General features: G+C 39.5%; 21 protein-coding genes. 14 read left to right on the plus strand and 7 right to left on the minus strand.

Annotation, left to right across the window (positions count from 1 at the left end; translation table 11 throughout):
• Nucleotide 1 precedes the first annotated feature (1 nt).
• The 4 genes from HME9304_RS04515 to HME9304_RS04530 all read left to right on the plus strand — a co-directional run bounded on the left by HME9304_RS04515 (nt 2) and on the right by HME9304_RS04530 (nt 3,917).
• Entirely contained in the window at nt 2-1,297 is a 1,296-nt protein-coding gene (locus tag HME9304_RS04515) for a PepSY-associated TM helix domain-containing protein (RefSeq protein WP_112377445.1), read from the plus strand.
• A gap of 533 nt (nt 1,298-1,830) precedes the next feature.
• Nucleotides 1,831-2,190, plus strand: a complete 360-nt coding sequence (locus HME9304_RS04520; protein WP_112377446.1) for a lipocalin-like domain-containing protein — start codon at nt 1,831-1,833, stop codon at nt 2,188-2,190.
• Nucleotides 2,191-2,659: 469 nt separating this feature from the next.
• Nucleotides 2,660-3,511, plus strand: a complete 852-nt coding sequence (locus HME9304_RS04525) for a hypothetical protein (RefSeq protein WP_123877350.1) — start codon at nt 2,660-2,662, stop codon at nt 3,509-3,511.
• 1 nt (nt 3,512) lies between these two features.
• On the plus strand, nt 3,513-3,917 hold the full coding sequence (locus tag HME9304_RS04530; RefSeq protein WP_112377448.1) for a hypothetical protein: 405 nt from the start codon (nt 3,513-3,515) through the stop codon (nt 3,915-3,917).
• A 23-nt stretch (nt 3,918-3,940) separates the two neighbouring features.
• On the opposite strand, the gene hemL is transcribed toward HME9304_RS04530, so the two are convergent.
• From hemL to HME9304_RS17155, 4 genes are all read right to left on the minus strand, one after another.
• A complete protein-coding gene (gene hemL / locus HME9304_RS04535) occupies nt 3,941-5,218 on the minus strand; it encodes a glutamate-1-semialdehyde 2,1-aminomutase (protein ID WP_112377449.1) in 1,278 nt (425 codons plus the stop codon).
• Nucleotides 5,219-5,310: 92 nt separating this feature from the next.
• Nucleotides 5,311-6,168 carry a glucosaminidase domain-containing protein gene (locus tag HME9304_RS04540; protein WP_112377450.1) on the minus strand — a complete coding sequence of 286 codons (858 nt, stop codon included), beginning with the start codon at nt 6,166-6,168 and terminating at the stop codon, nt 5,311-5,313.
• Nucleotides 6,165-7,070, minus strand: a complete 906-nt coding sequence (locus HME9304_RS04545) for a 1-aminocyclopropane-1-carboxylate deaminase/D-cysteine desulfhydrase (RefSeq protein WP_112377451.1) — start codon at nt 7,068-7,070, stop codon at nt 6,165-6,167. Before HME9304_RS04545 ends, HME9304_RS04540 begins: the two co-directional genes overlap by 4 nt.
• Nucleotides 7,071-7,079: 9 nt before the next feature.
• Complete coding sequence (locus HME9304_RS17155; protein WP_112377452.1) at nt 7,080-7,409, minus strand: hypothetical protein; 330 nt, start codon at nt 7,407-7,409, stop codon at nt 7,080-7,082.
• Between the two features lie 178 nt (nt 7,410-7,587).
• Between HME9304_RS17155 and HME9304_RS16895 the strand changes: the two genes are divergently transcribed.
• From HME9304_RS16895 to HME9304_RS04560, 3 genes are all read left to right on the plus strand, one after another.
• Entirely contained in the window at nt 7,588-7,749 is a 162-nt protein-coding gene (locus tag HME9304_RS16895) for a DUF5522 domain-containing protein (RefSeq protein ID WP_164674761.1), read from the plus strand.
• Between the two features lie 69 nt (nt 7,750-7,818).
• The gene (locus tag HME9304_RS04555; protein WP_112377453.1) at nt 7,819-8,436 is read left to right on the plus strand and encodes a DUF4136 domain-containing protein; all 618 of its coding nucleotides are present in this window, start codon (nt 7,819-7,821) and stop codon (nt 8,434-8,436) included.
• A gap of 103 nt (nt 8,437-8,539) precedes the next feature.
• Nucleotides 8,540-10,297: an aromatic amino acid hydroxylase gene (locus tag HME9304_RS04560; protein WP_112377454.1), complete on the plus strand. Its 1,758-nt coding sequence runs from the start codon at nt 8,540-8,542 to the stop codon at nt 10,295-10,297.
• Here the strand turns inward: HME9304_RS04560 and HME9304_RS04565 are convergent.
• From HME9304_RS04565 to alaS, 3 genes are read right to left on the minus strand one after another with little or no spacing between them, the layout of a single operon-like run.
• Nucleotides 10,265-10,891, minus strand: coding sequence for a DUF4230 domain-containing protein (locus HME9304_RS04565; RefSeq protein WP_112377455.1), 627 nt, complete (start codon nt 10,889-10,891; stop codon nt 10,265-10,267). The two genes, HME9304_RS04560 and HME9304_RS04565, sit on opposite strands and share 33 nt — an antisense overlap.
• Before the next feature lie 3 nt (nt 10,892-10,894).
• Nucleotides 10,895-11,839, minus strand: a complete 945-nt coding sequence (locus tag HME9304_RS04570; RefSeq protein WP_112377456.1) for a GSCFA domain-containing protein — start codon at nt 11,837-11,839, stop codon at nt 10,895-10,897.
• Nucleotides 11,839-14,454 carry an alanine--tRNA ligase gene (gene alaS / locus HME9304_RS04575; protein WP_112377457.1) on the minus strand — a complete coding sequence of 872 codons (2,616 nt, stop codon included), beginning with the start codon at nt 14,452-14,454 and terminating at the stop codon, nt 11,839-11,841. Before alaS ends, HME9304_RS04570 begins: the two co-directional genes overlap by 1 nt.
• A 104-nt stretch (nt 14,455-14,558) precedes the next feature.
• Here alaS and HME9304_RS04580 point away from each other — a divergent pair, with 104 nt between their 5' ends.
• The 7 genes from HME9304_RS04580 (at nt 14,559) to pbpC (ending at nt 26,079) form a co-directional block, all read left to right on the plus strand.
• The gene (locus tag HME9304_RS04580; protein WP_112377458.1) at nt 14,559-15,536 is read left to right on the plus strand and encodes a M23 family metallopeptidase; all 978 of its coding nucleotides are present in this window, start codon (nt 14,559-14,561) and stop codon (nt 15,534-15,536) included.
• A complete protein-coding gene (locus HME9304_RS04585) occupies nt 15,536-15,865 on the plus strand; it encodes a MerR family transcriptional regulator (protein ID WP_112377459.1) in 330 nt (109 codons plus the stop codon). The genes HME9304_RS04580 and HME9304_RS04585 overlap by 1 nt, the downstream gene beginning before the upstream one ends.
• 157 nt (nt 15,866-16,022) lie before the next feature.
• A complete protein-coding gene (locus HME9304_RS04590; protein WP_112377460.1) occupies nt 16,023-16,622 on the plus strand; it encodes a LemA family protein in 600 nt (199 codons plus the stop codon).
• Between the two features lie 2 nt (nt 16,623-16,624).
• Complete coding sequence (locus HME9304_RS04595; protein WP_112377461.1) at nt 16,625-17,062, plus strand: TPM domain-containing protein; 438 nt, start codon at nt 16,625-16,627, stop codon at nt 17,060-17,062.
• Nucleotides 17,043-17,924 carry a TPM domain-containing protein gene (locus tag HME9304_RS04600; protein WP_112377462.1) on the plus strand — a complete coding sequence of 294 codons (882 nt, stop codon included), beginning with the start codon at nt 17,043-17,045 and terminating at the stop codon, nt 17,922-17,924. The genes HME9304_RS04595 and HME9304_RS04600 overlap by 20 nt, the downstream gene beginning before the upstream one ends.
• Nucleotides 17,925-18,131: 207 nt before the next feature.
• On the plus strand, nt 18,132-23,702 hold the full coding sequence (locus HME9304_RS04605; RefSeq protein ID WP_112377463.1) for an alpha-2-macroglobulin family protein: 5,571 nt from the start codon (nt 18,132-18,134) through the stop codon (nt 23,700-23,702).
• A gap of 55 nt (nt 23,703-23,757) precedes the next feature.
• Nucleotides 23,758-26,079 carry a penicillin-binding protein 1C gene (gene pbpC, locus HME9304_RS04610; protein WP_239023386.1) on the plus strand — a complete coding sequence of 774 codons (2,322 nt, stop codon included), beginning with the start codon at nt 23,758-23,760 and terminating at the stop codon, nt 26,077-26,079.
• Nucleotides 26,080-26,225 lie beyond the last annotated feature (146 nt).

A 26,225-nucleotide genomic window follows, 5' to 3' on the forward strand; every position in this document is an offset into this window, starting at 1 on the left:
AATGAAATTGAAAAAGAAAACATTTTTTAAAATACACAGCTGGATAGGTGTTCGGTTAAGCATACTTTTTTTTATAGTATGTTTTTCCGGTACCCTGGCGACATTGAGCCATGAAATGGATTGGCTTTTTATTCCTGAAATACGTGCCAAAAACGAAACGGGTTCATGGGCTCCCAGAAATGATATCGCCAAAAATTTTAGTGTGGAACATCCTGAAGGGGAAATTGAATTTTGGCTCCGCACCGAAGAACCCTATTTATGCGATATCATCTATAAACGGGAAAATGGCGAACGCAGTTATGTTTTTGCAAATCCGTATACAGGGGAAATTCAAGGAGAGGTACAGATTACTTTTCAACGCTTTTTTAGGGATTTGCATTATTTTCTGTTCATTCCATTTCAGATTGGGCATTTTACGGTCTTGATTTTCGGCTTTCTGTTACTTATATCACTGGTCACCGCTTTGGTCTTTTATAAAAAATGGTGGCGAAAACTTTTTGAGCTCAAGACGGGAAAAGGACCATTGGTTTTTTTTAGAAGTCTCCATCGGTTGGTGGGAATTTGGTCCGTACCCTTTACCCTACTCTTTGCCGTCACAGGGATTTGGTACTTTTTGGAGCGTACCAATATTGGTGGGATATCCACTATTTCCAATCCCAAGAATCCAAAAATTGATACGACCATTACACAGGACAATGATTCTTTGAGCCTATTCGACCCAGCTGATTTTGATTATACCAAAGCTGTTACAGTTGCCGAAAAAGCCATACCCGGGCTACGGGCCATTGATATTTTGCCATCCAAATCCCAGGATAATGCGGTTTATATTACAGGTAAGAGCAATGTTCCACTAGTAAGACCACGAGCAAATAGGGTATATCTGAATCCTGTTACCTTCGAGCCCATAAAAGTCCAGAAAGCCACAGAAATAAGTAATGTAATGTGGCTTAACGATATTGCCGACCCGCTTCATTTTGGTACTTGGGGCGGACTTACCACAAAAATCGTTTGGTTCATATTTGGGTTTGGTATTTCTAGTTTGGTCCTATCGGGAATCTGGATTACGGCAAAACGGAAAGCCCTAAAACGAAAAAAGGACAATAAAAAAATAATGGGTCCTTGGTGGTTTGTCAACTGGGGACTTTATGCCGTAATGCTTTTTTTCATGTATTATATTCTTGTAGATCGGTACAGTGCTTCCACAACTGCAATCATTGCCATAAGTTCGGGTTGGGCAGTTTTTATACTGTTGAGCTGGTATCTATTTGAATTTCGGCTAAAGCGGGTTGTAAAATAGTTAATGCAGGTAGGTATTCTGGATAAGACAGATGAGATCCCCTATAATTAGTATTTGTTCGCGATTTAACGGAATAAATAGTTATAGCTATTTTTTTGACTGGGAACATAAATGAAATTTATCCTAGACACACCCCTTACATCTTTTAATACTTTGGAAAATGCATTACTATTTTCGGAAAAGATTAATACTGAGCCATTGTCTAAAAACTTAATACACTCCTATGGGTACAATTGATTTGAAGAAAAAAGAATATGGTAATCTATGCTGTGCAAAAAAAGTGCAACTGTCCAAAACCCTTTAATGCATTTTGTTTTCCAGTACAATTACGGAGAAAAACTTGCGTTCTAATTTAATGTTGAAAATCCTATAAATATTTGTTTCACATAACTGTTTCCAACTCCTTGTAAAACCGGTCTTTTCATGAAGGCATCTAAGAAGAATTTTCAAATTTTCTTGTATTTACTAATAGGCTATGAAATCAAAATCACAGAGAGTTTTATCAGTTATCAAGAGAAAAATCAAACAGAAATATGAGAATCAAGATAATAATGGGAACCCTATTGACGATGATGGTGTTTTCATGCTCACGTGGCATTGAGGGAAAAGTAACCAAAAACTGGAAAGTTGTAAAAATGGAGAGGTCAACAAGACCCGTTGATGTTCATCCTAACATGGCCTACATTTTTAAGCAAAACAATAGGCTACATCTCACAACTCAAATTGGTAGCAAACTCCAAGGCACCTGGAGTTTAAAAGACAGTATTTTGACCATACATGTCGAAGGAGAGCGCAAAGAATTTGCTATACAAGAATTGACCGACAATAAACTTACTTTGGTATCGGGGGAGTTCGTGTTTTATTTAGACAATAACGAGCAAGACAATTGTTGACAACAACACTTATGTATGGCCACAAATTATAAGTTGAAAGGCATAGATAAGTGATTGTTTAGTCTCATTGAAATCCTATTAATGCTTTCTGTGTTATCAGGCGGGACTTTTAGAAAATTGATAATCCAATCTTTAATACTTTTCCAATCTTTTCCAGCATTTGAAATAAATCTCTACGAATAAAAACAATCAGTTTTCGGCATACGATTTAAATGGCTCCTAGTTCCTTCTTTCTGGCTTATAGAAAAATTTAAAATTAGTTCAACATATAAAAACAAAATGGGGATTTGATTTGATAAAATCTTTAATAAATTTCTATGCTGTTTATTTCCCTAAAAATCCATCCCAAATTTATTACCTTAGAGTTTCCGAAGGAATAACCCTGTAAATACCAATCTGCCAAACCACCTATTGTTTTAACAAGCAGTGTCATAGCCAAGCATAGCTGAAAATACCTAACCCCAAAACAATGAAAATATATTTTTCAAAGATGCTATCAATGCTTCTTATCGCAATAGGTTTCAGCAGTTGCGTAAACCTAAAACATGTTAGCGAATTTTCCACCTCATCCTTGGAAGGTATAACAGCATTTGAAAACATCGCCTACGGTTTTGAACAATACTGTTTGGAAGGATGCAGGGATGACAGAATCCGTGATTTTGACATTACGAACAATGAATGTAAATGCGAGCTGGACAAACAGGCAGATAGCATCACCCTAAAAATTTACAATTCGGTTTTTGCCTATTTTGAAGGACTGTACTTGCTTTCAAATAATGAACTCACTACTTACCAAACCGAAGATTTGGAAAACTCCTTAAGTACCGGAGATTTTGGTCCCATAAATATTGATCAAGAAAACGCTGCCTCGCATGCAAGGGTTTCGAAGATTTTGATACGTGCCTTCACGGATACTTACCGCAGAAATAAAATTAGGGAATATATTAAAGAGGCCAATGAACCGATAATGAACTTATTGGCATTTCTGGACTTCAACCTTTCTTCCAACCTCAATGGCAAACTGGAGGTTTCAAAAGAACGTCTTAAAGCGGATTATTTCGATTTTTTAAAGGACACCTCCCTTTCCACGTTGGAAAAAAGAAGAATCATGGAAGATTATTTTCAAAAATTAAAAGAAATCGAAGCTATCCAACAACAGTTTACCATTTACTCCGAAATACTGGTCGAAATTTCAAAAGGGCATCAAAAACTCGCTGAAAATGCAGATAAACTAAACATTTTAGAAATCAAACAAGTACTCCTACAATATGCCGGTGATATCCAAACGATGATCGTTGAATTTAAAAAAATCCAAGAGTGATATGGCGAGACTGAACTCAAAACAGACCAACGAACTGGCAAAAATGTTTTTGGCCTATGCACAGGCAATCGGTGATTATCGGTATAAAAATTATGCATTGTTAACGAAGGCGCAAAACAAGAGGCTAAGGGAATATCATAAAAGAACCTTGGATTATTCAGATGATCTTTTCACCATGTCGGCAAATCTGGTTATGGACGATGTGGAAAGCAGCCTGACCAAGTTAATTTCCATTACGGTGGAAATGGACAAATCGTACAAATCGTTGCAAAATGTAAAAAAGGCGATAAGCATCGCAACATCCATTGTAACCTTGGGAGCCTCCATCTTTAGTTTGAGCCCAGAAGCCATATCGGAAGCCATTGGAAGATTATCGGACGCATTGAAAAAGCGGTACGAAGAATAAGACCACGGAAAGACAATCCGGTATCAAAAAATCTTTGAAACCGCCGCAATGGTCGCATCCAAGTCCCCATAGCCGATGGCATCATTTAAAAAATAACTTTCAAAAGCGGAAGGTGGTAGATATATTCCTTGTTCCAACATTCCATGAAAGTATTTTTTAAACATATCATTGTTCCCCTTGGCAGACGAAGCAAAATCCACGACGGGTTCTTCAGTAAAATGAACGGAGATCATACTGCCAAATCGATTAATTTGGTGGGGAACCCCTTTTTCCATTAATACTTTTGCAATGCCTTTGTGCAGGTATTCGGTTTTTTCTGCCAGACTCGTAAAAATTGCCGGATTGTAATTTAGTTCCGTAAGCATGGCCAGCCCAGCACTCATTGCCAATGGATTTCCACTAAGAGTGCCCGCTTGGTAAACGGGTCCTTCAGGTGCCAAATGGGACATGATTTCGGTTTTTGCCGCGAATGCACCTACGGGAAGCCCACCCCCAATCACCTTTCCGAACATAAGAATATCGGCATTAATACCAAGTGCTTCTTGCGCTCCACCTTTTGCCAGTCTAAAACCTGTCATAACCTCATCAAAAAGTAATAGAATACCCTCTTCGGTACACAGTTTTCGTAACCCTTGAATGAATTCCTCTGTTGGAACGATACATCCCATATTTCCTGCTACGGGCTCGATGATTATAGCGGCGATTTCCCCTTTGTTGGCTTTGGCCAATGCTTTTACGCCCTCCAAATCATTGTAGTCCGCAAGCAAAGTGTCCTTTGCGGTCCCTTGGGTTACTCCCGGGCTGTTTGGGCTTCCAAACGTAACCGCACCGCTACCGGCCTGTATCAAAAACGAATCCGAATGTCCGTGATAGCAGCCTGCAAACTTGATAATTTTATCTTTTCCCGTATATCCGCGGGCCAATCGAACTGCACTCATACAAGCTTCTGTACCACTGTTCACAAAACGTATCTTATCAACATTCGGCACCATGGAAACCGCCAACTTGGCCAATTCAGTTTCAATTTCCGTAGGCATTCCAAATGAGGTTCCCTTTTTGGCTTTTTCTACCACGGCATTGATTACGGGCTCATAAGCGTGACCCAAAATAAGAGGTCCCCAAGACGCGATGTAATCGATTAATTTATTGCCGTCTTCATCATATAAGTACGCTCCCTTTGCTTCTTTTACAAATATTGGGTCACCTCCCACTGCTTTAAATGCCCTTACCGGAGAATTAACGCCTCCAGGAATATATTTTTTGGCTTCGGTAAACAAAGCGCTACTTCTTTGGTAAATCATGGATTATTGTGTGTTTATTTTTTTGATTCGAACACAGTCGAGAACATTTTGAAAATGTATGACATCTCGAATGCGCTCTGCGTAACACGATTTTATTTTACCTCTCTTTCTCTTCTGATATTAATTACTTGTCCTATGGACAAATTTGTACCATCCAGATTGTTCAATCTCTTCAGTTCATCTATTGAAATCGCATATCTTCTGGAAAGTGCATAGAGGGTATCCCCTTTTTCCACTACATGGGTAAAGACTTCATAATTTTTAGGTTCACGTACCGTTGCCAATCCATTTCTGACTACCTCCTCATCGTATTTATCGAGTCCGTAACGTTGTATAAGTGCAATCAATTTTTGTGGGTATTTACGATCCGTGGCATACCCTGCCTGTCTTAGACCATGGGCCCATTTTTTGTAATCATCCCTTCTATAATTGAACAAGAATTTGTACCGTGATCTTGAAGAGAGGAAAATACTGTGGTCCCTGAACGAGTACATGGGATGGTTGTATTTCCTAAAACATTCACCACGCTCGTCGTCATCGTGAAAATCAAATTCCCCTTCCCATCCTGTATGGCATTTGATCCCAAAATGGTTGTTGGTCTTTAGCGTCAACGTTCCTCTTCCAGAGCCACTTTCCAAAATGCCCTGCGCCAACGTGATACTGGCCGGAATGCCATAGGCGCGCATCTCAAACTGGGCAATTTCCGCAAAGGTTTCAATATATTCTTGGGTATTGGCTATTGGAAATTTCACGAACCTCCCTGAATCTTTAGGTAGAACATAAGTATCCGATGTTTCGGTATCGTTGCTTGGATTTATAGTGCCAGGATCTCGAGATTCGCTGGACTTTGTTACCGATGCTCCTTTTTTTTTGGTTGCTGTTCGCTTTTTTGCTCCACAGCTTGTCAGCAATAAAGCCGATGCAAAAACAAATATTATTTTCCTGATCATAAATCCAATAACGGTAAATTTTTCTTTTTCAAAACAGGATTCATTCCATCTATGCCCTGTAGCCCTCCAGTATGGATAACCAAAATTTGTGTTCCTCGTTTAAAAACATCCTTTTTTATCATGTCAAAAACACCAAAAAACATTTTTCCCGTATAGATTGGATCCAATGGAATCGATGTTTCCCTTTTAAAGGAATTGATAAATTCAATCAATGAAGAATCTACCTTGGCATATCCACCAAAATGATATTCAGCGATTAATTTCCAATTATCATTTTGGGCAAATTTAAGAATATCTTCTTTTAAAAAATTGCCCTTTAACGCCGGAAACCCTAAAACGGTCTGGTGCGGTTGTGCTGAATTGATAAGTCCCGCGAGCGTGCCGCCCGTTCCTACACAGCTACAAATAATATCGAATTGGGTATCTGCTTTGGTTAAAATCTCTTCACATCCTTTGACCGCCAACTCATTTGTTCCGCCTTCGGGGATAAGATAGCACAAATCAAATTTGGCATTAAGGTTCTGAAGAAATGCAATGGAATTCTTTTTTCGGTAATCACTTCGCGATACAAAATGAAGGTCCATTCCGTTTGCTTGTGCAAGTTTCAGAGTGGGGTTTTCATGCCAATTATTTTTCAATTCTTCTCCCCGAATGATACCTATAGTTTTCAAACCTTCTTTTTTTCCTGCATAAGCGGTAGCAGCAATATGATTGGAAAATGCCCCACCAAAAGTGAGTAACGTATCTTGCCCCAATTTTTTTGCCTCGTGTAGGTTATATTTTAATTTCCTGTATTTATTTCCAGAAATTATAGGGTGGATGGTATCTTCCCTTTTAACATAAAGGGTAATTCCTTTTTCATTAAGAATAGGTAATTCTACTTTTTGATTTGGAATGTCCAAAATCTAAATTTAACGCACCAAATAGTTTAAGAAGCTATATGCTTTTCTGCGTGCAAGATACTCCTTATCCATTTCATTGGCATATGCCTCACGTTCAAAACTAATGTTTTGATAAGCTCTGTAACTATTCAAATACAATAGCGTACGCAAAAGCCACTCTATTACGTATAAAATATAAAAAGGAAGTATGAACAACTCTTGTTGTTGCTTTAAATGTATTCTTTCATGATTGATAAGAACTTCATCTTTTTTGAGAGAGTCCTCTTTTAAGATGATGAAAGGCCAGAGTGAAAGGCCAACGTAGTTTCGATAAAAGAAATGTTTAAAAACTAAAATCAAACTAAAATATCAAAAGTTTCCTACAAAGTTAACTGTTAAACTTCTGGAAAATTGGATTGAATCGATAATAAGATTAACAATTTCGGTGAAATACTCAACAAATCTACAAACGGTAAAATACTAGTAGTTCTTCTTTCAATACACTAATTTTATAATCGAAGTAATAGTTTTAGTTTTTATGAAAGAAATCATTCCCTTGGAAGAGGGTGATTGTTATCTCTCAAAAGAGGGCTATAAGGTATTTACGGCAAAATATCATTTAAAAAGAGGGTATTGTTGCGAAAGCGGCTGTAGACATTGTCCATACGGGTATGATAAAAAAACCAACACAAGAACCTAAAACAATAGGTTTCGGCATAATTTTTGTGATTGAATTATAGTGATTTGATGAACTCAAAAAAAAATTGATATGAAGAATTTAAGACTATTTTCCCTAGCTGCCCTAGCAATTACATTTTTGGTATCCTGTAGTTCTGTAAAAGTTATTGCGGACTACGATAAGGAAGCCAATTTTCAAACGTACAAAACCTATGCTTTTTATAAAACAGGTATCGATAGGGCTCAAATCTCTGACCTCGATAAGAAACGTATTCTAAATGCCATTGATGAAGAAATGAGTTCCAGAGGTTTTGTCAAATCACAACAACCAGATCTTTTGGTCAATATTTTTACAAAGGAACGCGAGCAGGTAGATGTCTACAACAACAACTTTGGTTGGGGTTGGGGCGGTCTTGGCTGGGGCGGTCTTGGCTGGGGCGGTCTCGGATGGGGCTTTGGACCAGGCTGGGGTTGGGGTCCAGGTTGGGGCTGGGGCGGTGGCTTTGGACCTGATGTCTCTACTAGAACTGAAGGATCTTTATATATTGATTTGATAGACAATAAAAATAAAGGACTTGTTTGGCAAGGTCGTGGTATCGGTACATTGAACAATATGAAGAATATAGAGAAGAAAGAGCAGCGCATACGGGAATTTGTAGCGAATATCCTTAAGGAATATCCGCCATCCAACGAGATTGCTGCAAACTAAAAAACTTAAAACCGCCACAAAGGCGGTTTTTTTGTGCCCTTCTACTTTATATAAAGAGCAACACTTTCTGATTTTGTATCTTTAAGGTCAGTAAAACAGTAATATGAGTTACGAGTCCAATCCCATTTTAGATAAATTGCCAGAGCATCTGAAGCAATTCATAAAGCCTCAGAATTATGATGATTATTCCGCTATAGATCAAGCTGTATGGCGCTATGTAATGCGCAAAAACGTGGATTATTTGAGTAAAGTGGCGCATAAATCCTATGGAGATGGTTTGCAAAAAACCGGGATTTCCATAGACCACATTCCAAACATGTATGGAATGAACCGTATTTTAAAGGAAATAGGCTGGGCAGCAGTTGCCGTTGACGGTTTTATTCCCCCTTCTGCATTTATGGAGTTTCAAGCATATAATGTATTGGTCATAGCCTCGGATATAAGACAACTGGAACATATAGAATACACCCCTGCACCAGACATCATTCACGAAGGGGCAGGGCACGCCCCGATCATAGCAAATCCAGAATATGCGGAATATTTAAGAAGGTTTGGAGAAATAGGCAGTAAAGCCATATCCAGCGCAAAGGACTACGAGCTCTACCAAGCCGTAAGACGACTATCCATTATAAAAGAAGCGGCGGGAACGCCACAGGAAGAAATTGACTCCGCAGAAAAACATATTGAAACATTACAGGAGAATATGGGCAAGCCCAGTGAGATGGCACTCATTCGGAATCTTCATTGGTGGACCGTTGAATATGGGCTTATAGGAACACCTGAAAATGCCAAAATCTACGGAGCGGGATTACTTTCCTCGATTGGGGAGAGCAAATGGTGTATGCAGAGCAATGTAATAAAAGTACCGTACACCATTGAAGCGGCACACAAAACATTTGACATCACCAAGCCACAGCCACAACTTTTTGCAACCCCGGACTTTGCACATTTAAGTCAGGTTTTGGAAGATTTTGCAAATACGATGGCCCTGCGGACAGGTGGTCTATCAGGAATTCAAAAACTGATTGATTCCAAAGCACTTGGAACCATCGAGTTCAGTACAGGACTTCAAGTTTCCGGTCAATTTAATTCTGTTATTGAACACAATGGCAAACCTATTTATGTTCGTACGGTCGGCCCTACTGCATTGGCTTATAGGGAAAAGGAGTTGGTGGGTCACAGCACTTTGCAACATCCCGAAGGTTTTGGATCGCCAATTGGAAAATTAAAAGGTATCAATCTTGCTATTGAAGATATGAGTCCCCGCGATTTAAAAGCGTATAAAATTTATGAAGGTGAAGAAATTTCGCTAGAGTTTGAAGGCGGGCTGATGGTAGAAGGCACTATAGTTACAGGAACCAGAAATCTTCAGGGAAAAATCATCCTGATAACCTTTGAAAATTGTAAGGTCACGCATGACGGGAAGTTATTGTTTATGCCAGATTGGGGTCTTTATCACATGGCTGTTGGCCAAAATGTTGTTTCAGCCTTTAATGGTACTGCGGACCTTGGCAGTTTTGACCTCATCACACATGAAATTACGGACACCACAATTAAATCTAAAAAAGATACTGAAAGAGCTCGCTTGGAAATGTACTACAAGCAAATAAGGGAATTTAGGGAAGGTACGAACACGACCATTTCCCGCCATAAAGTTTTTGAAGAAATCAAAACAGATCATCCAAATGATTGGCTCTTATCAATAGAACTTTATGAGTTGGCCAAGAAAGGCAATGATGATAATTTTCAACAGGAAATCTTGGCGCATCTGGAAACCGTAAAACAAAACAATCCAAAAGTAGGCCATTTAATTGATGATGGAATAAGTCTAGTTGAGCATAGTTTTTCCCATAGTCTCTAATTCATTTACGGACCCAACTTGCTTTTGATTGAATTCCAAGGTCCATCCCAATGAATTTGTCAGTACGTACAACTTGGAAAGTTCACTGACCAATCTGTTCTCTGCATTGGATTTTAAGGAAGATGCTTCAATTTTTTTTAATAGCGAGGATTTTACCGTGTTTTTTATTTTATTGTAATCTTTCGCATTGAACGGATTCAGGTAATCGGCCGTAACGTCATAATATTCAAAATCGGGATTTATTTTTATTTCGGGCTCGGGAATACTATTGATTCGGACAATTTTTAGGCCTTCGTCAATTTCAACATCCACTTTGCTCAAATCATACGCGACAGTAACATCGGCATTTACAACTACCAGTGCTTTTTTATCCGCCAAAATCAGTGAGCCGAAAAGTGCTTTGGAATCCTTGTAATTATAGACTTCTGCAAAGTGTCCTTCGGTTACGATTAGTTTAGAAACATTTTTCAGCTCTTGCTGAATAAGCATCGAGCTTTCTTTCAACATAGCCTTCTCCTCCCTTTCTTCCGTACAGGATTTATAGATCAATAGGGATGCCAAAAAAACGATTGCACCTAATAGTACTTTCTTCATTTCTTAAAATTTCATGAAAGAATACCTTTTTTGAAGATACGTAATTTTAGTTTGGAGTGCTTTTATGAATTTTTGATGTGCTTGGGAATCGGGATTAAAGGGCCTGTGCAACAATCCTTTCTGAACGGTACCGACCTCTTCCATAGTGGGAAATACCTCAGCGGCAATCCAAATTGATTTGAATTTCTCCCAAATAAAATCAATGGCAAGTTGATTGGGATGAACCATATCCTTCCCATAAAAACGATAGTCACGGAGTTCGTCCATCATAATTTCGTAAGAGGGAAAATAAGCAGTGTTTTTAGATTTCAAAGTTTGGTGCAAAGCGGTAATCAAATGTGCTTTACTCCTCTGGTTTTCTATAAAACCATCTTTTAGATGACGGACCGGGGAAACGGTAAAAATCAGCTTTGTGCTAGTGTTGATGGATTCAATCAAACCTATAATTCGCTGCAAACTTTTCTTGATGCTCTCAACCGACTGTAACTCCTTTGAAAATTGATTTTGGGGCACTTTATGGCAATTGGCAACGATTTTTCCGTTTTCATTGTTTCTATATACCCATGCCGTTCCCAAAGTAATAATAATATGGGAAGAACTTTGTAACCATAATTTGGTTTCTTTCAGCCTTTGATTAAGCTGATTTAAGAGCATGTTTTTGTCGTATGAACGCAAATCGGAATGGGCATCAAAACAAAACCAGATACCATCCTGTTCAAAAATCTCATTCTCTTGATACATTTTTTCATGCAAAGCACGTTCCAGCAAATTTTCGATTGCCAAGGGGTGAAATAAAATTCCAAAAGGGTTCTGGGTTAGCTGGAATTTATAATAATCTAGTTTTTCACCGATATTCCCTACAAAACAAGAACCTAAAAGCAATAGCTTACTCTGATAGCTGATTGGATTATCAGAAACAACTAACGGAATTGTGGTTTGAAGTTTCATCAGGAAATATATTCCTTCGCTTTGTTTAATGCATCTTGGATTCCCTCAGGATTTTTTCCCCCGGCCGTAGCAAAAAATGGTTGTCCTCCGCCACCTCCTTGAATATATTTACCCAACTCACGCACAATAGTACCTGCATTTAAACTTTTTTCCGCAACAATTTCTTTGGAAATATAACAGGACAATAAAGCCTTTCCATCGTTCTCCGCAGCGAGCAATAAAAACAAGTTGGAGAACTGACCGCCAATTTCAAATGCCATGTCTTTGATCCCCGCTGCATCCAAATCGACTTTTTTGGATAAAAACTGAACTCCGTCAATTTCTTCCAATTCAGAAATTAATTCACGCTTCAGTCCTTTGGCCTTATCTTTTAAAAGTTGTTCCATCTGTTTTTTCAACAATGCATTTTCCTCTTGCAGACTGGTAACAGCTTTAACGGGGTCCTGAGGATTGTTCATCAAATCCTTAATTTCAAAAAGCATTCTATTGTTCTTGTGATAGAATTCTTTGACTGCATCCGAGGTAATAGCCTCAATTCTTCGAATTCCTGCCGCAACAGCTCCTTCGGATACTATTTTAAAGTGCCATATGTCCGCTGTATTCTTAACATGGGTACCTCCACAAAGCTCAATGGACCGTCCAAATTTTACAGTGCGGACCGTATCACCATATTTTTCACCGAATAATGCCATAGCCCCTTGTTCCATGGCTTCCTTAAGAGGTATGTTCCTGTTCTCCTCAAAAGGTAGCTGCCCTTCAATACGGGCATTTACAAAGTTTTCTACCGCTCTTAATTTTTCTGGGGTCACTTTGGAAAAATGGGAAAAATCAAAACGTAAATATTTTGAATGTACCGCAGATCCTTTTTGTTCCACATGTGTGCCCAATATTTCCCTAAGGGCTTGATGCAGCAAATGCGTAGCGGTATGATTGCTTTCTGTACGGGATCTTTGTTTTTTGTCTACTGTAGCTTTAAAGGTTTGAAAGGTATTTTTGGGTAGACTTTGGCAGAAATGTACTGTCTCATTGTTCTCTCTTTTCGTGTCAACAATATAAAAAACATCTCCATTTGGAGCTTCCAGATATCCTTTATCCCCTACTTGCCCACCACCTTCAGCATAAAATGGGGTAAGGTTGAACACCAGTTGAAATTGTTCCCCTTCTTTTTTACTTTGTATTTTTCTATATTTCACCAATTTTACATCAGCTTCCAAACTATCATAGCCAACAAATTCCTGAACTGCATCTTCTATCAGTACCGTCCAATCATCTTTGGAAACTTCCGAAGCAGCCCTAGATCGGTCTTTTTGGGCTTTTAAAGCTTTTTCAAAACCTTCAGCATCCAGTTTGTATCCTCTTTCTTCTAGAATAAGGGAAGTTAAATCAATCGGGAATCCAAACGTATCATAGAGCTCAAAAGCTTTTTTACCGTCTATTGTTTTATCTTTTGAAGATTTTATTACCGAATCCAAAAGCACCAGCCCTTGTTCCAAGGTACCCAAGAACGAATTCTCTTCTTCCTTGATTACATTCTCTATTAATTGATATTGTTCGCGCAGTTCAGGAAACGCTTTTCCCATGGTATGTGACAACACTTTCACCAATCTATAAATAAAAGGTTTATTGGTGTCCAAAAAAGTAAATCCATAACGGATGGCCCTTCTTAAAATCCTTCGGATGACATAGCCAGCTCCAGTATTGCTTGGCAATTGTCCATCAGCAATGGAAAAAGCCACAGCCCTTACATGATCGGCAACTACCCGAATGGCAATATCCATTTCTTTGTTCTTGCCATACTTATGTCCCGTAATGGCTTCAATTTCCCGAATAAGTGGGGTGAAAACATCCGTATCATAATTTGATTTCACACCCTGCAATACCATACACAAACGCTCAAAGCCCATGCCTGTATCTACATGCTTTTCTGGAAGGTTTTCCAATTTTCCATTGGCCTTTCGGTTATACTGCATAAATACAAGATTCCATATTTCCACCACCTGTGGATGATCTTGATTCACTAAAGATGCCCCAGAAATTTTTGCTTTTTCTTCTTTGGAACGAATGTCAACATGGATCTCCGAACAAGGACCACAGGGACCTTGGTCGCCCATCTCCCAGAAGTTGTCCTTCTTGTTGCCCATAATGATTCTATCTTCCGGGACAATAGCTTTCCATAAATCGTAAGCTTCTATATCCATTTCAAGGTTGTCCCCATCATCACTTCCTTCAAAAACAGATACGTAAAGACTTTTCTTATCTATTCCATAAACCTCGGTCAATAGTTCCCATGCCCACTGGATTGCCTCTTTTTTAAAGTAATCACCAAAACTCCAATTCCCCAACATCTCGAACATGGTATGGTGATACGTATCCTTCCCAACTTCCTCCAAATCATTATGCTTTCCACTTACGCGTAGACATTTTTGCGTATCAGAAACTCGTTTGGATTTGGGAACGGAATTTCCTAGAAAAAATTCCTTGAACTGGTTCATTCCCGCGTTGGTAAACATCAAAGTGGGGTCATCTTTTATGACCATGGGCGCCGAAGGAACAATTTTGTGCTTTTTCCCTTTAAAAAAGTCTAAAAACTGGGCTCTAACTTCTTGGGACGTCATTGGAATTACTAGGGTTTTATTAAATTTAACACTTTAAGCAAAACAATTTTTATATTTGTTTGTTCTGATTAAAAGAATGTGCAAAAATAGGATAAAATCCATTCATGTCTAAAGTCAAGTACTATTACGATCCAGATACACTTTCTTATAGAAAGATTGAGCCCAAAAAGTCCAAAAAGTATCGAAATCTCTTTCTTTTCATAGTAGGAGCGGCTTTATTTGGATTTTTAGGGCTTATCGTTCTATTGAATACCAACTTATTAAATACTCCAAAAGAGCTTTCTTTGGAACGCGAGGTGCGCAACTATGAACTCCAATATGAAATTCTTGGCAAGAAGATGGAGCAGATGGAGCAAGTCCTTACCAACATTGAGGATCGTGACAATAATATTTACCGATTGTATTTTGAGGCAAATCCAATCCCTGAAGAACAGCGAAGAGCAGGTTTTGGGGGTATTAACCGATATAAGTCCCTTGAAGGTTTCAACAATTCTGAAATCATCATCAATGCAACCGAGCGTTTGGATATCATCCAGAAACAAATGGTAATCCAATCCAAATCCTTGGACGAGATTGCCAAATTAGCAGAGGAAAAAGAAAAGCTCTTGGCAGCCATTCCTGCTATACAACCCGTAAGAAATGAGGATTTGACCCGTATGGCCTCTGGTTATGGATGGCGTTCCGATCCATTCACAAAAGCAAGAAAAATGCATTGGGGCATGGATTTTACCGCTCCACGTGGTGTTCCCATCTATGCTACAGGAGATGGAACAGTAAAGCGTGCTGACAATGGGTCTTCGGGCTATGGAAAACACATCAGAATAGACCACGGGTACGGCTACATGTCCTTATATGCACATTTAAGCAAATACAATGTGAGCAAAGGACAAAAGGTAAAACGTGGAGACCTAATAGGTTTTGTTGGGAACACTGGTCGTTCAGAAGCCCCCCATGTGCACTATGAAGTCTTTAAAGATGGTGAACGTATAAACCCCATCAACTTTTATTACGGAAGTTTAACTGCGGAAGAGTTTGAAAATATGCTCAAGTTCGCCAATCAAGAGAACCAATCCCTGGATTAATGCATGTAGATCTTCCCGAAAAACGGTATTATGGCATTGGTGAAGTAGCCAAGGCGTTTGGGGTAAATACATCCTTGATTCGGTTTTGGGAAAAAGAATTTGATGTACTTCAGCCTAAGAAAAATGCCAAGGGCAACCGTAAATTTACTCCTCAAGATATTACCAATCTGCAACTTATTTACCATTTGGTCAAAGAACGTGGTTTTACGCTAGAAGGTGCCAAAATCCATTTAAAGGAAGAAAAACAAAAAACACTATCTAATTTTGAGGTAGTACAGAAACTTCAAAAAGTGAGAGCCGAACTCTTAAAAATCAAAGAGCAGCTTTGAAAAGTTGGGAAGTCGGAAGCCGGAAGTCGGAAGTCGGAAGTCGGAAGTCGGAAGTCGGAAGTCGGAAGTCGGAAGTCGGAAGTCGGAAGTTAAATATTGATAAAACGTAACAAAAACTAATAAAACATCTATTACTAACACTAAATAAACCAAAAAAATGAAAAAAGGTATACTTGCGATAATTGTACTCGTTGTATTGGCAGTGATACTTGGCGGTTGGTACGTAAGAACAAACAATACCCTTGTGGACATGAAAGGACAGGCCACAAAGCAATGGGCCAATGTAGAAAGTTCTTACCAACGAAGAAGTGATTTAATCGGTAACCTCGTAAAGACTGTACAAGGTGCTGCAGATTTTGAAAGGGGCACTTTAAAGGACGTTATCGAAGCACGTGCAAAAGCAACTTCCACTACTATTGATGCCAATAATATTACCCAGGAACAATTGGCACAATTTCAACAAGCACAAACTGGGCTTTCCTCCGCGCTTTCAAGACTCTTGGTTACTGTGGAGCGTTACCCCGACTTAAAATCAAACCAAAACTTTTTGGAGCTACAGTCGCAATTGGAAGGTACGGAAAACAGAATCAATGTGGAACGCAACAGGTTCAATGATATTGCTGGAGAGTATAATATCAAAATCGAGAAAATACCTACTAATATTATTGCCAGTATAGCAAATTTTGATCCTATCGCATTGTTTAGTTCAAATCCCGGTGCTGAAGATGCCCCGGACGTTAATTTCGAATTCAATTGAACATGTCGCACGTAGAGCAATTTCTAACTATGGAGGAGGAACAAGAGATTGTTCAAGCCATTCTTGAAGCTGAAAGGAATACTTCTGGCGAAATAAGGGTTCATATTGAAGCATCTACCAAAATAGACCACTTTAGCAGGGCACAACAAATTTTTCACTTTCTCAAGATGGACAATACCAAGGAAGAAAATGGCGTACTGCTCTATGTTGCTGTCGATGATAAAAAATTTGTAATCTATGGCGATAGTGGTATTGACCGCGCCGTGCCCAAAGGTTTTTGGGATACCACAAGAGATACCATTGCGGATTATTTTATAAAAGGTGATTTTAAACAAGGTATCATAGCGGGAATTTTGAGCGCCGGAAAAGAATTGAAAGCACATTTTCCATGGGATTATAATGACACCAACGAACTCAGTGATGCAATATCCAAAGGTTAAATCTTCCTTTTCTCTTTTAACGCTTCGACAGCACTGGATATGGAAAGAGAAAAACTCTACTATATCCAAAAGAATTTTATTTATCACTTTCTTATTATCGCTGCTTATATCAAATTTAGCATTCGCGCAATTCCAAATTCCTCCCAAACCTCAAAAACAGACCAGTGTCTATGATTACGTAAATCTTTTATCCGGTTCCCAGAGTATGTCTTTGGAGCAAAAACTGATTCGTTATTCCGATAGCACGTCCACTCAAATCGTAGTAGCAATAATTAGTTCCACAGAAGGAGAGGATATTAATTTTTTAGGAGCACAGTGGGGACAAAAATGGGGCATTGGCCAAGCTGATGAAGATAATGGCATACTTGTACTCTTAGCCAAAGATGACCGAAAGATTGCCATTAATACAGGCTACGGCGTAGAAGGTTCCCTTACAGATTTCATGTCCAAAAGAATTATTGAATCCGTCATTATTCCAGAATTTAAAAATGGGGACTATTTTGATGGACTTAACAAAGGTGCTGATGCTATTTTTCAAGTATTGAACGGAGAATTTAAAGAGGATCGTACTTTTGGCGAGAGCGATGGCTTTTCATTAAAAACAATATTGCCGTTTCTTATTTTTATTGTCATACTTATTTTCCTTTCCAGAAAAGGTCGTAACAACCGAGGTGGGCCCGGTGGTAAGAATACAGGATTAGACCTTTGGGACATTATAATTCTCAGCAATATGGGACGTGGAGGATATCGAGGTTCTTCCGGAGGAGGTTTTGGGGGTGGCGGCTTCGGCTCTGGTGGAGGATTCGGTGGCGGCTTCGGCGGTGGTGGTTTTGGAGGTGGCGGTGCCTCTGGAGGATGGTAATACCTAAAATTTTATTCTCTTGCCTTTTAGATTCATTTATCATTGATTCCAAAACCATAAATCCTAAATGTTTCATAAGGGTTAATCCGTGATTATATGTTATCCGTAAATTATTATAGGCCATCCATCAATTTTCAATGCCCCGCTACCTATTTTTTCAACTATCTTGGCCATGGTTAACCAATAGTTTAACAAATTTTCATTTTCATGTCACGTTTCTCAAAATCCCTAATACTTTCAATTTTTGTTTTAGTTTTTTCCTGTAAAAAAAAGAACCCTTCCTCGGAAACGGACAACCTATTTAAGTTTAAGGATTACATAAGCTACCATACCAGTGGTAACCAAAGCATATCCACTCCAATCAGGGTTGTCCTCGCAAAACAACTCGACCAATTTGAACTGGCACAAGAATTGCCTTCGGAGTATTTTGTAATTTCACCTAAAATAGAGGGTAAACTGGCTATCGAAAATCGCAGGGAACTCATTTTTCAACCTTCGGAGTATCTACAGCCCGATACTGAATATTCTGTTGATGTAAAATTGAACAAGCTATTTGATGCTATTGATAGTGAGTTTAAAGAGTATACTTTCAGTTTTAAGACCATAACCCCTAATTTTAAAATAAATCTTGGCAATCTACAATCTTATAGTAAAAATTGGCAATACCTGACCGGGACTTTAGAAGCTTCGGATATTTTGGATGCCTCTAAAATCAAGAGTGCTGTTTCCGTAGTGCAAGGGGACAAAAAGATTCCCGTAAAATGGGACAATACAAAAGAGGACGCTCGATACTTCACCTTCAGAATTGATAGTATTCCACGCAAAACGGATGATAGCAACCTAGTAATCAACTGGAACGGAAAACAATTGGGAACGGAAAATAGCGGGTCAGAAAATTATACGATACCAGGCTTGAACAAATTTATAGTGATTGATGCCAAAACCTCAACCGCTCCAAGTGCTGCTTTAACGCTCAATTTTTCCGACCCTTTAAAGCCGAACCAAAACCTGAATGGCTTGGTTACTATTGAAAACGCCCAAAGCTTGCGATATGAAATCAATGGAAATGTTTTAAAAGTTTACCCCGCCAACCGAATCTTGGGACAAGTACGTGTCAATGCTTTTGAAGGCATAAAAAGCGAATATGGGTACTCACTTAAAAAACCATTTTCTGAATTGGTTTCGTTTGAACAGCTAAAACCTTCAGTACGTTTAATTTCAAAAGGTGCCATTCTACCAAATGCCGCTTCCACTCCCATATATTTTGAAACCGTAAATCTTTCCGCTGTTGAAGTTAGGGTAATCCAGGTTTTCGAAAACAATATTTTACAATACCTTCAATACAATAATCTTACCCAAGAATACAATTCAGATATTAGAACTGTTGGTCGTAGGGTTGCCTATAAGGTAGTTCCCTTGACCGAAAACAAAAATGATGACACCAGTTCTTGGAAAGCCCATGCCCTAGACCTTTCAAAACTCATCAAAGTGAATCCTGGTTCTTTATATCGAATAGAATTCAGTTTCAAAAAGGTGCATACCACTTATGGATGTGAGGTTTCTGGAAATTTAGAAAATGATGGAGATATGAATAGTTTCATCGCCGAAACGCAAAATCTTAGCGAAGAAGCCATGGAAGAACGTTATTGGGATAATGAAATTTATTACTGGAGGTCCAATAACTATAATTGGGAAGAGCGGGACAATCCGTGTCACGACGCCTATTACAATTCGGATAGGATTGTAACCACCAATTTGTTGGGCAGCGATTTGGGGCTTATTGTTAAAAAAGGTAATAATCGTTCCTATCATTTTGCGGCTACGAATATTTTGACCACCAATCCTGAATCCGGGACAACCATTAAACTATACAATTTTCAACAACAGTTGCTCACAGAAATTACAACTGATGCTTCTGGGTTTGCTATTTATGATGGAGATGCTACCGTTGCTTTCGCCATTGCAGAAAAGAACAACAATTTCGCCTATGCCAAACTTGCCGATGGTAACGCATTATCATTAAGTAAGTTCGATGTTTCGGGTCAAGAACTACAAAGCGGCCTTCAAGGTTTTATGTATACCGAAAGAGGCGTCCATAGACCAGGCGACCCCATTCATTTGACCTTTGTATTGGATGACAAAGCCAATCCATTACCGGCAAAACATCCTGTATCCATAGAAGTTACCGATCCCAGAGGAAAGCTCGTTCAAAGAAATGTGCTCAAAGAGGAGACCGTTTCTGTTTCTGATGGACTGTATGCAAAAAAAGAAGGGAACTTTTACTATTTTCCCATTCCAACAAAGAATACCTCACCTACCGGAACCTGGAATGCCAAGGTCGTTGTTGGCGGAGCACAGTTCAATAAAAGTTTAAAAGTTGCCACGATTAAGCCCAATCGTTTAAAGGTGAGTTTTGACTTTGAGGATGAAGTTTTAAAAGCAAATAGAAACAATAGAGGAAAAGCTGAAGTAAAGTGGTTGCACGGAGCGCCGGCCCGGAATTTAAAAATTGATATCAACGCCAAACTGCAACAGGCTTCCAATGCATTTCCAAAACATAAAGGCTATATTTTTCAAGACCCTGTTCGTACGTTCAATGATACGGAACTCCAGTTTATTACTTCAAAATTAAATGGAGAGGGAATTCTGAACATTGACCAAAAGATAACTGCAAATACTACCGCACCAGGTATGCTACAAGCTACTTTTACAACTAAAGTATTTGAAGGAGGCGGTGATTTTTCCATTGATGTTTTCTCCAAAAAACTTGCTCCCTTTTCACACTTTGTGGGATTACGTTCCCCAAAAGCAAAACGATACGGTTCATTTTTAACCGATGAGAATACCACTTTTGATGTTATCTCCGTAGATGCAGACGGCAAAAAAGTAGCCAATCGCAAATTAAAGATCAAAATCTTCAAAATAGAATGGCGTTGGTGGTGGAACCGAGGCAACGACAATCTCTCCCGCTACGAAAACGCTACGGTGCACCGTCCATTCAAAGAAATGACGGTAAATACTGGTGCGAACGGAAACGCCAACTTTAACGTGAACATTCCAGATGATGATGGAGGTCGCTATTTGATTCGCGTTATCGATGAAGTATCAGGTCATGCTACGGGAAGAACTGCATATTTCTATAGAGATTGGTGGAGAAGACCTGCATCCGGTGACGCGGAAAGCTCAAAGATTCTGATTTTTTCCGCTGACAAGGAAAAATATACACTTGGCGATCAAGCAGTGGTCACATTTCCTTCAGATGTAGGAGGAAGAGCATTATTAAGTATTGAAAATGGTTCGGAAGTTTTATCACAACAATGGATAGAGACCTCAGCAAAAGAGACCAAAGCTACCATTCCCATTACTGCGGATATGGCCCCTAATGCCTATATCAATATTTCACTGTTGCAACCCCATGGTCAAGTGGCAAATGACCTACCCATTCGATTGTACGGTATTGTGCCCTTACTGGTTGAAAATCCATCTACTTTTCTAAAGCCCGAATTAAAAATGCCAGAAGTTTTAGAACCCGAAAAGTCATATAAAGTGACCGTTTCCGAAGGCAACAAAAAACCGATGACCTATTCGCTTGCAGTTGTGGATGAAGGGTTGTTGGACCTTACACGCTTTAAAACTCCAGATATACATTCCTCTTTTTATGCCAGACAGGCATTGGGCGTAAAGACGTTTGATATTTTTGATGATGTTATGGGTGCCTACTCCATAAGTGTAGATAACATCTATGCCATTGGCGGCGGCGGCACTGGTGAGGGCGCCAAAAACAGGAAGGCACAACGCTTTAAACCTGTAGTAACGTACCTGGGACCATTTACTTTAAAAGCTGGTGAAAAAACAACACATACCATAGATATGCCCAATTATGTAGGTTCCGTTCGTGCCATGGTGGTAGCAGGAAACAAAAACAGTGCGTATGGAAAGACCGAAAAAACTATTCCTGTACGAAAACCTTTAATGGTCTTAACTTCGATACCCAGAAAATTATCTCCGGGAGAGACGGTTACCATTCCCGTTACCGTATTTGCCATGGAGAAAAAAGTAAAAAGTGTAACGGTTTCCATTGATGCCGGAAAAGCACTTGAACCTATCGGTTCTACGACAAAGAACATCACTTTTAATTCCGTTGGTGAACAAATCGTAAATTTTGATTTCAAGGTGAATCCGACAAAATCATTTCAAATGATAAAAGTAACGGCTTCGGGTAATGGTGAGCGTGCAAGCAATGAAATTGAAATCGATGTGGAAAATCCCAATCCAATAACTACAAAAAGTACGTTATACACGTTAACGGAAAATCAATCGCAGAACATTTCTTTTGAAACTTTTGGAACTTCAGGGACCAACACGGCATTCGTTGAATTTTCAACATTGCCCCCTATGGATTTTTCAAAACGGATGGACTACTTGTTACGCTATCCGCACGGCTGCGTGGAGCAAACCACTTCGGCTGCTTTTCCACAATTGTTTTTGACAGATATTCTTGATATCACTTTTGACAGAAAAAAGGAAATCGAGAAAAATATTAAGGCAGCTATTAGAAAACTTAATGATTTTCAAGCTCCAAGCGGTGGTCTCAGTTATTGGCCAGGCTATGGAAGTGCTGATGATTGGGGCACTTCTTACGCAGGGCATTTTATGCTGGAGGCCAAGCAGAAGGGATATCAACTACCCCTGACTTTTTTAAGCAATTGGCTGCGTTACCAGAAAAATACCGCTCGCCAATGGAGCAACCAGAGTACCCATTACAATACTGATATTTCCCAAGCCTATCGTTTATACACGCTCGCCCTGGCACAGCAACCAGAATTGGCCGCTATGAACAGATTACGGGAATCCAAAAATTTAAGTAACGAAGCTAAATGGCGTTTGGCTGCAGCTTATGCACTGGCAGGAAAGAAAGAAGTGGCAAAACAGTTGACCCAAACCGCAAACATTAACTTTCAGCCCAATTCTTATGATTATAGAACCTATGGTTCAGTCTTTAGAAATAGGGCAATGGCTTTGGAAACTATGGTAGTCATTGGAGATTCCCAACAAAGGGACTTGGCAATTTCATTGGCCAAAAATCTGTCTTCCCAAAATTGGTACAGCACCCAGGAAACTTCATTTGCCCTGTTGGCCATGGCTAAAATGGTGGCAAAAAACGGTGGTAAATCTATCGATATAACTTTTACCGATAATGGAAAGGAAGTCACCGTGAAAACAGATAGGGCCATTGCACAACGTGGTATTTCGATTTCATCGGCACAAAATGAAATCACCGTCAACAACAAACAAGGCAATGTTATCTATGCAACGCTAACCCAAACCGGTAAATTGCCTGTTGGACAAGAGTTGGCGCAACAACGAAACCTAAATCTTTCCGTAAAGTATTTGGATGCCGTTGGCAATTCCATTGATGTGACCAACCTTCGCCAAGGAACAGAGTTACAAGTACGGCTAACTGTTTTCAATAGTTCAAATGACTATGTTGATAACCTTGCATTGACACAGATTGTCCCTAGTGGTTGGGAAATCGTAAATACTTCCTACGCTGCAGGAGGAGATTCAAATTCCAGTAAAGCAGAATATATTGATACTCGGGATGATCGGACAAATTTCTACTTTGACCTTGGTTCAAAAAAGTCCAAAACCTTTACGGTAAAACTAAATGCTTCCTTTTTGGGAGAATATTACTTGCCGGGATCTCAGGTCGAAGCCATGTATGACGATAACAGATATGCTCGCAATAAGGGGCAGTGGATAAAGGTATCGAAATGATGGGATGACAGCTTTTTTATTGGTTCTAAAAAGATTTTTACTGAAACATAAAATCATGGTTTCAGCTTTTCTGATAGTATTCCTCCTCTGGTTGTTCTGCTTGCCTAGGGAACTTTTTAAAGAACCCACTTCGACCGTAGTGACGAGTTCGGACAATGTATTGATCGGGGCACGGATTGCGGACGATGGTCAATGGCGCTTTCCGAAAATCGATTCTATTCCGGAACGCTTCAAGCACAGTGTGCTTTTGTTTGAGGACGAATACTTTTATAGACATCCTGGGTTCAATCCCATTTCTATTTTCAAGGCCATACAGCACAATCTTACAAAAGATACGCGTCGCGGCGGGAGCACTATCACCCAACAGGTTATTCGTCTCAGCAGAAAAAACAAAGGACGCACCTATTTTGAAAAGTGTATCGAAATTTTCATGTCCACTCGTTTGGAGTTCCGTTATTCCAAAGAAGACATTCTAAAGTTATATGCTACCTATACACCCTATGGAGGCAATGTCATAGGTTTGGAAACTGCCTCTTGGCGCTATTTTGGAATACCTGCGCACGAATTAAGTTGGGGGCAATCGGCAACACTTGCCGTATTGCCCAATGCTCCATCATTGATTTTTCCAGGGAGAAATGACCAATCGCTATTAAGGAAACGGAATAGGTTGCTCAAAAAACTGCTGGATGAACAACGTATCGACCAAACTACCTACGAGCTGGCCATTGCAGAACCTTTGCCACAAAAACCATTGTCATTGCCCAATGATGCCCCGCATTTAACCGAACGTGCCGTAAAAGAACACAAAGGCAAACGGATTCGATCGTCCATTGACAGGAATCTACAACGCCAGGCAAATAGAGTTGCAGAACGTCATTACCAACAATTGAAGCACAACGAAATTCATAACCTTGCCATTTTGGTTTTAGATGTGGAATCCAGAAAAGTTTTGAGTTACGTGGGCAATTCCCCATCAAGCAGGCAACACAGTAATTATGTTGATATTATAACAAAAAGCAGAAGTACGGGCAGCACATTAAAACCTTTTCTTTTTGCATCGCTCATGCACGAAGGTGAGTTATTGCCGAACACCTTGGTCAAGGATATTCCAACGGTAATCAATGGATATAATCCAAAAAATTTCAACAAGAAATATGCTGGTGCCGTACCCGCCAGCAGAGCTTTATCGCGCTCGCTAAACGTTCCTGCCGTTCGATTGTTGCGCAAATATGGGCTTCAAAAGTTCTATAACAAGCTCCGTAAAATGAACATGCACTCGTTGAACAAACCCGCTGGATATTATGGCCTATCTTTGATTTTGGGCGGGGCAGAAAGCTCATTGTGGGATGTAACGAAAACGTATGCCTCTGCGGCATCAACTCTAAATTACTTCGTATCGAATTCAAGCACATATCGCACAGAAGAATTTTCAGAACCTACATATCTGTTTAAAAACAAAATCCATTTTGGGGAAGAACAGTTCACTCCGCCTATTTTGAATGCAGGTTCGCTGTACCACACTATTAAATCGTTACAAGAAGTCAATCGCCCAGAAGGAAGTGAAAATTGGCAATTTTTTGATTCTTCGCAACGTATCGCCTGGAAAACGGGCACCAGTTTTGGTTTTAAGGATGCTTGGGCCGTAGGTGTAACTCCAAAATATGCCATTGGGGTTTGGGCGGGAAATGCGGATGGCGAGGGAAGACCTGGATTAACGGGAATCACGGCCGCCGCCCCTATTTTGTTCGATATTCTTGATTTGCTACCGAACAGCGGTTGGTTTCAGCAACCTTTTGATGATTTAAAGGAACTTGAAATTTGTTCTGAAAGCGGGTACCGCGCTTCCGTCTTTTGTGATGACATTAAAAAAGAGCTTATGCCCATTAACGGTACAAAAAGTGGACAATGCCCTTATCACCATCAGGTTTTTTTAGACGACTCAGAGTCATTTAGGGTAAACTCGGAATGTTACCCCCTAGAGAACATGGTGGCCAAGAGTTGGTTTACACTCCCCCCCGTAATTGAACATTATTATACTTCTTCCAATCCAAATTATAGACCGTTACCGAATTTTCTGCAGGGGTGTTCTTCTTCAGAATCCAGGCTAATGGAATTTATATTCCCAAAACGAAATGAAGCGATTTTGCTCCCTAAAGATTTGGGCGAAAAAACTACGGAAGTCATTTTTAAATTGGCACACCAACAAAGCGAAAGTATCGTATACTGGTACTTGGACGAATCCTATGTGGGCATGACCACAAGTTTTCATGAGCTTATTTTAGACGTTACACCGAAAGACTACAGACTCACCGCTGTAGACGACAAAGGCAACCGTATTACCCAACAGGTTTCTATACGAATGGCTTCTGGGGAATAGCGATGTGAATTTAAAATGTAAGATCGCTTTGCTTGAAGATGTTGGATGAACATCATGGATTTGGGATTGAGCATTGGACTAGGGCTTTTCTTGAGATACATTATAGAGCCCACTATTCCATAATTTATTTTTCAAATTGCTTCCAA

The sequence above is a fragment of the Flagellimonas maritima genome, from assembly GCF_003269425.1.
Lineage (GTDB): Bacteria > Bacteroidota > Bacteroidia > Flavobacteriales > Flavobacteriaceae > Flagellimonas > Flagellimonas maritima.

Excerpts from the sequence above, each read along its gene's own strand:
- HME9304_RS04515 (WP_112377445.1), top strand. The coding sequence starts at position 2 with ATGAAATTGAAAAAGAAAACATTTTTTAAAATACACAGCTGGATAGGT.
- HME9304_RS04520 (WP_112377446.1), top strand. The coding sequence starts at position 1,831 with ATGAGAATCAAGATAATAATGGGAACCCTATTGACGATGATGGTGTTT.
- HME9304_RS04525 (WP_123877350.1), top strand. The coding sequence starts at position 2,660 with ATGAAAATATATTTTTCAAAGATGCTATCAATGCTTCTTATCGCAATA.
- HME9304_RS04530 (WP_112377448.1), top strand. The coding sequence starts at position 3,513 with ATGGCGAGACTGAACTCAAAACAGACCAACGAACTGGCAAAAATGTTT.
- hemL (WP_112377449.1), bottom strand. The coding sequence starts at position 5,218 with ATGATTTACCAAAGAAGTAGCGCTTTGTTTACCGAAGCCAAAAAATAT.
- HME9304_RS04540 (WP_112377450.1), bottom strand. The coding sequence starts at position 6,168 with ATGATCAGGAAAATAATATTTGTTTTTGCATCGGCTTTATTGCTGACA.
- HME9304_RS16895 (WP_164674761.1), top strand. The coding sequence starts at position 7,588 with ATGAAAGAAATCATTCCCTTGGAAGAGGGTGATTGTTATCTCTCAAAA.
- HME9304_RS04555 (WP_112377453.1), top strand. The coding sequence starts at position 7,819 with ATGAAGAATTTAAGACTATTTTCCCTAGCTGCCCTAGCAATTACATTT.
- HME9304_RS04560 (WP_112377454.1), top strand. The coding sequence starts at position 8,540 with ATGAGTTACGAGTCCAATCCCATTTTAGATAAATTGCCAGAGCATCTG.
- HME9304_RS04565 (WP_112377455.1), bottom strand. The coding sequence starts at position 10,891 with ATGAAGAAAGTACTATTAGGTGCAATCGTTTTTTTGGCATCCCTATTG.
- HME9304_RS04570 (WP_112377456.1), bottom strand. The coding sequence starts at position 11,839 with ATGAAACTTCAAACCACAATTCCGTTAGTTGTTTCTGATAATCCAATC.
- alaS (WP_112377457.1), bottom strand. The coding sequence starts at position 14,454 with ATGACGTCCCAAGAAGTTAGAGCCCAGTTTTTAGACTTTTTTAAAGGG.
- HME9304_RS04580 (WP_112377458.1), top strand. The coding sequence starts at position 14,559 with ATGTCTAAAGTCAAGTACTATTACGATCCAGATACACTTTCTTATAGA.
- HME9304_RS04585 (WP_112377459.1), top strand. The coding sequence starts at position 15,536 with ATGCATGTAGATCTTCCCGAAAAACGGTATTATGGCATTGGTGAAGTA.
- HME9304_RS04590 (WP_112377460.1), top strand. The coding sequence starts at position 16,023 with ATGAAAAAAGGTATACTTGCGATAATTGTACTCGTTGTATTGGCAGTG.
- HME9304_RS04595 (WP_112377461.1), top strand. The coding sequence starts at position 16,625 with ATGTCGCACGTAGAGCAATTTCTAACTATGGAGGAGGAACAAGAGATT.
- HME9304_RS04600 (WP_112377462.1), top strand. The coding sequence starts at position 17,043 with ATGCAATATCCAAAGGTTAAATCTTCCTTTTCTCTTTTAACGCTTCGA.
- HME9304_RS04605 (WP_112377463.1), top strand. The coding sequence starts at position 18,132 with ATGTCACGTTTCTCAAAATCCCTAATACTTTCAATTTTTGTTTTAGTT.
- pbpC (WP_239023386.1), top strand. The coding sequence starts at position 23,758 with ATGGTTTCAGCTTTTCTGATAGTATTCCTCCTCTGGTTGTTCTGCTTG.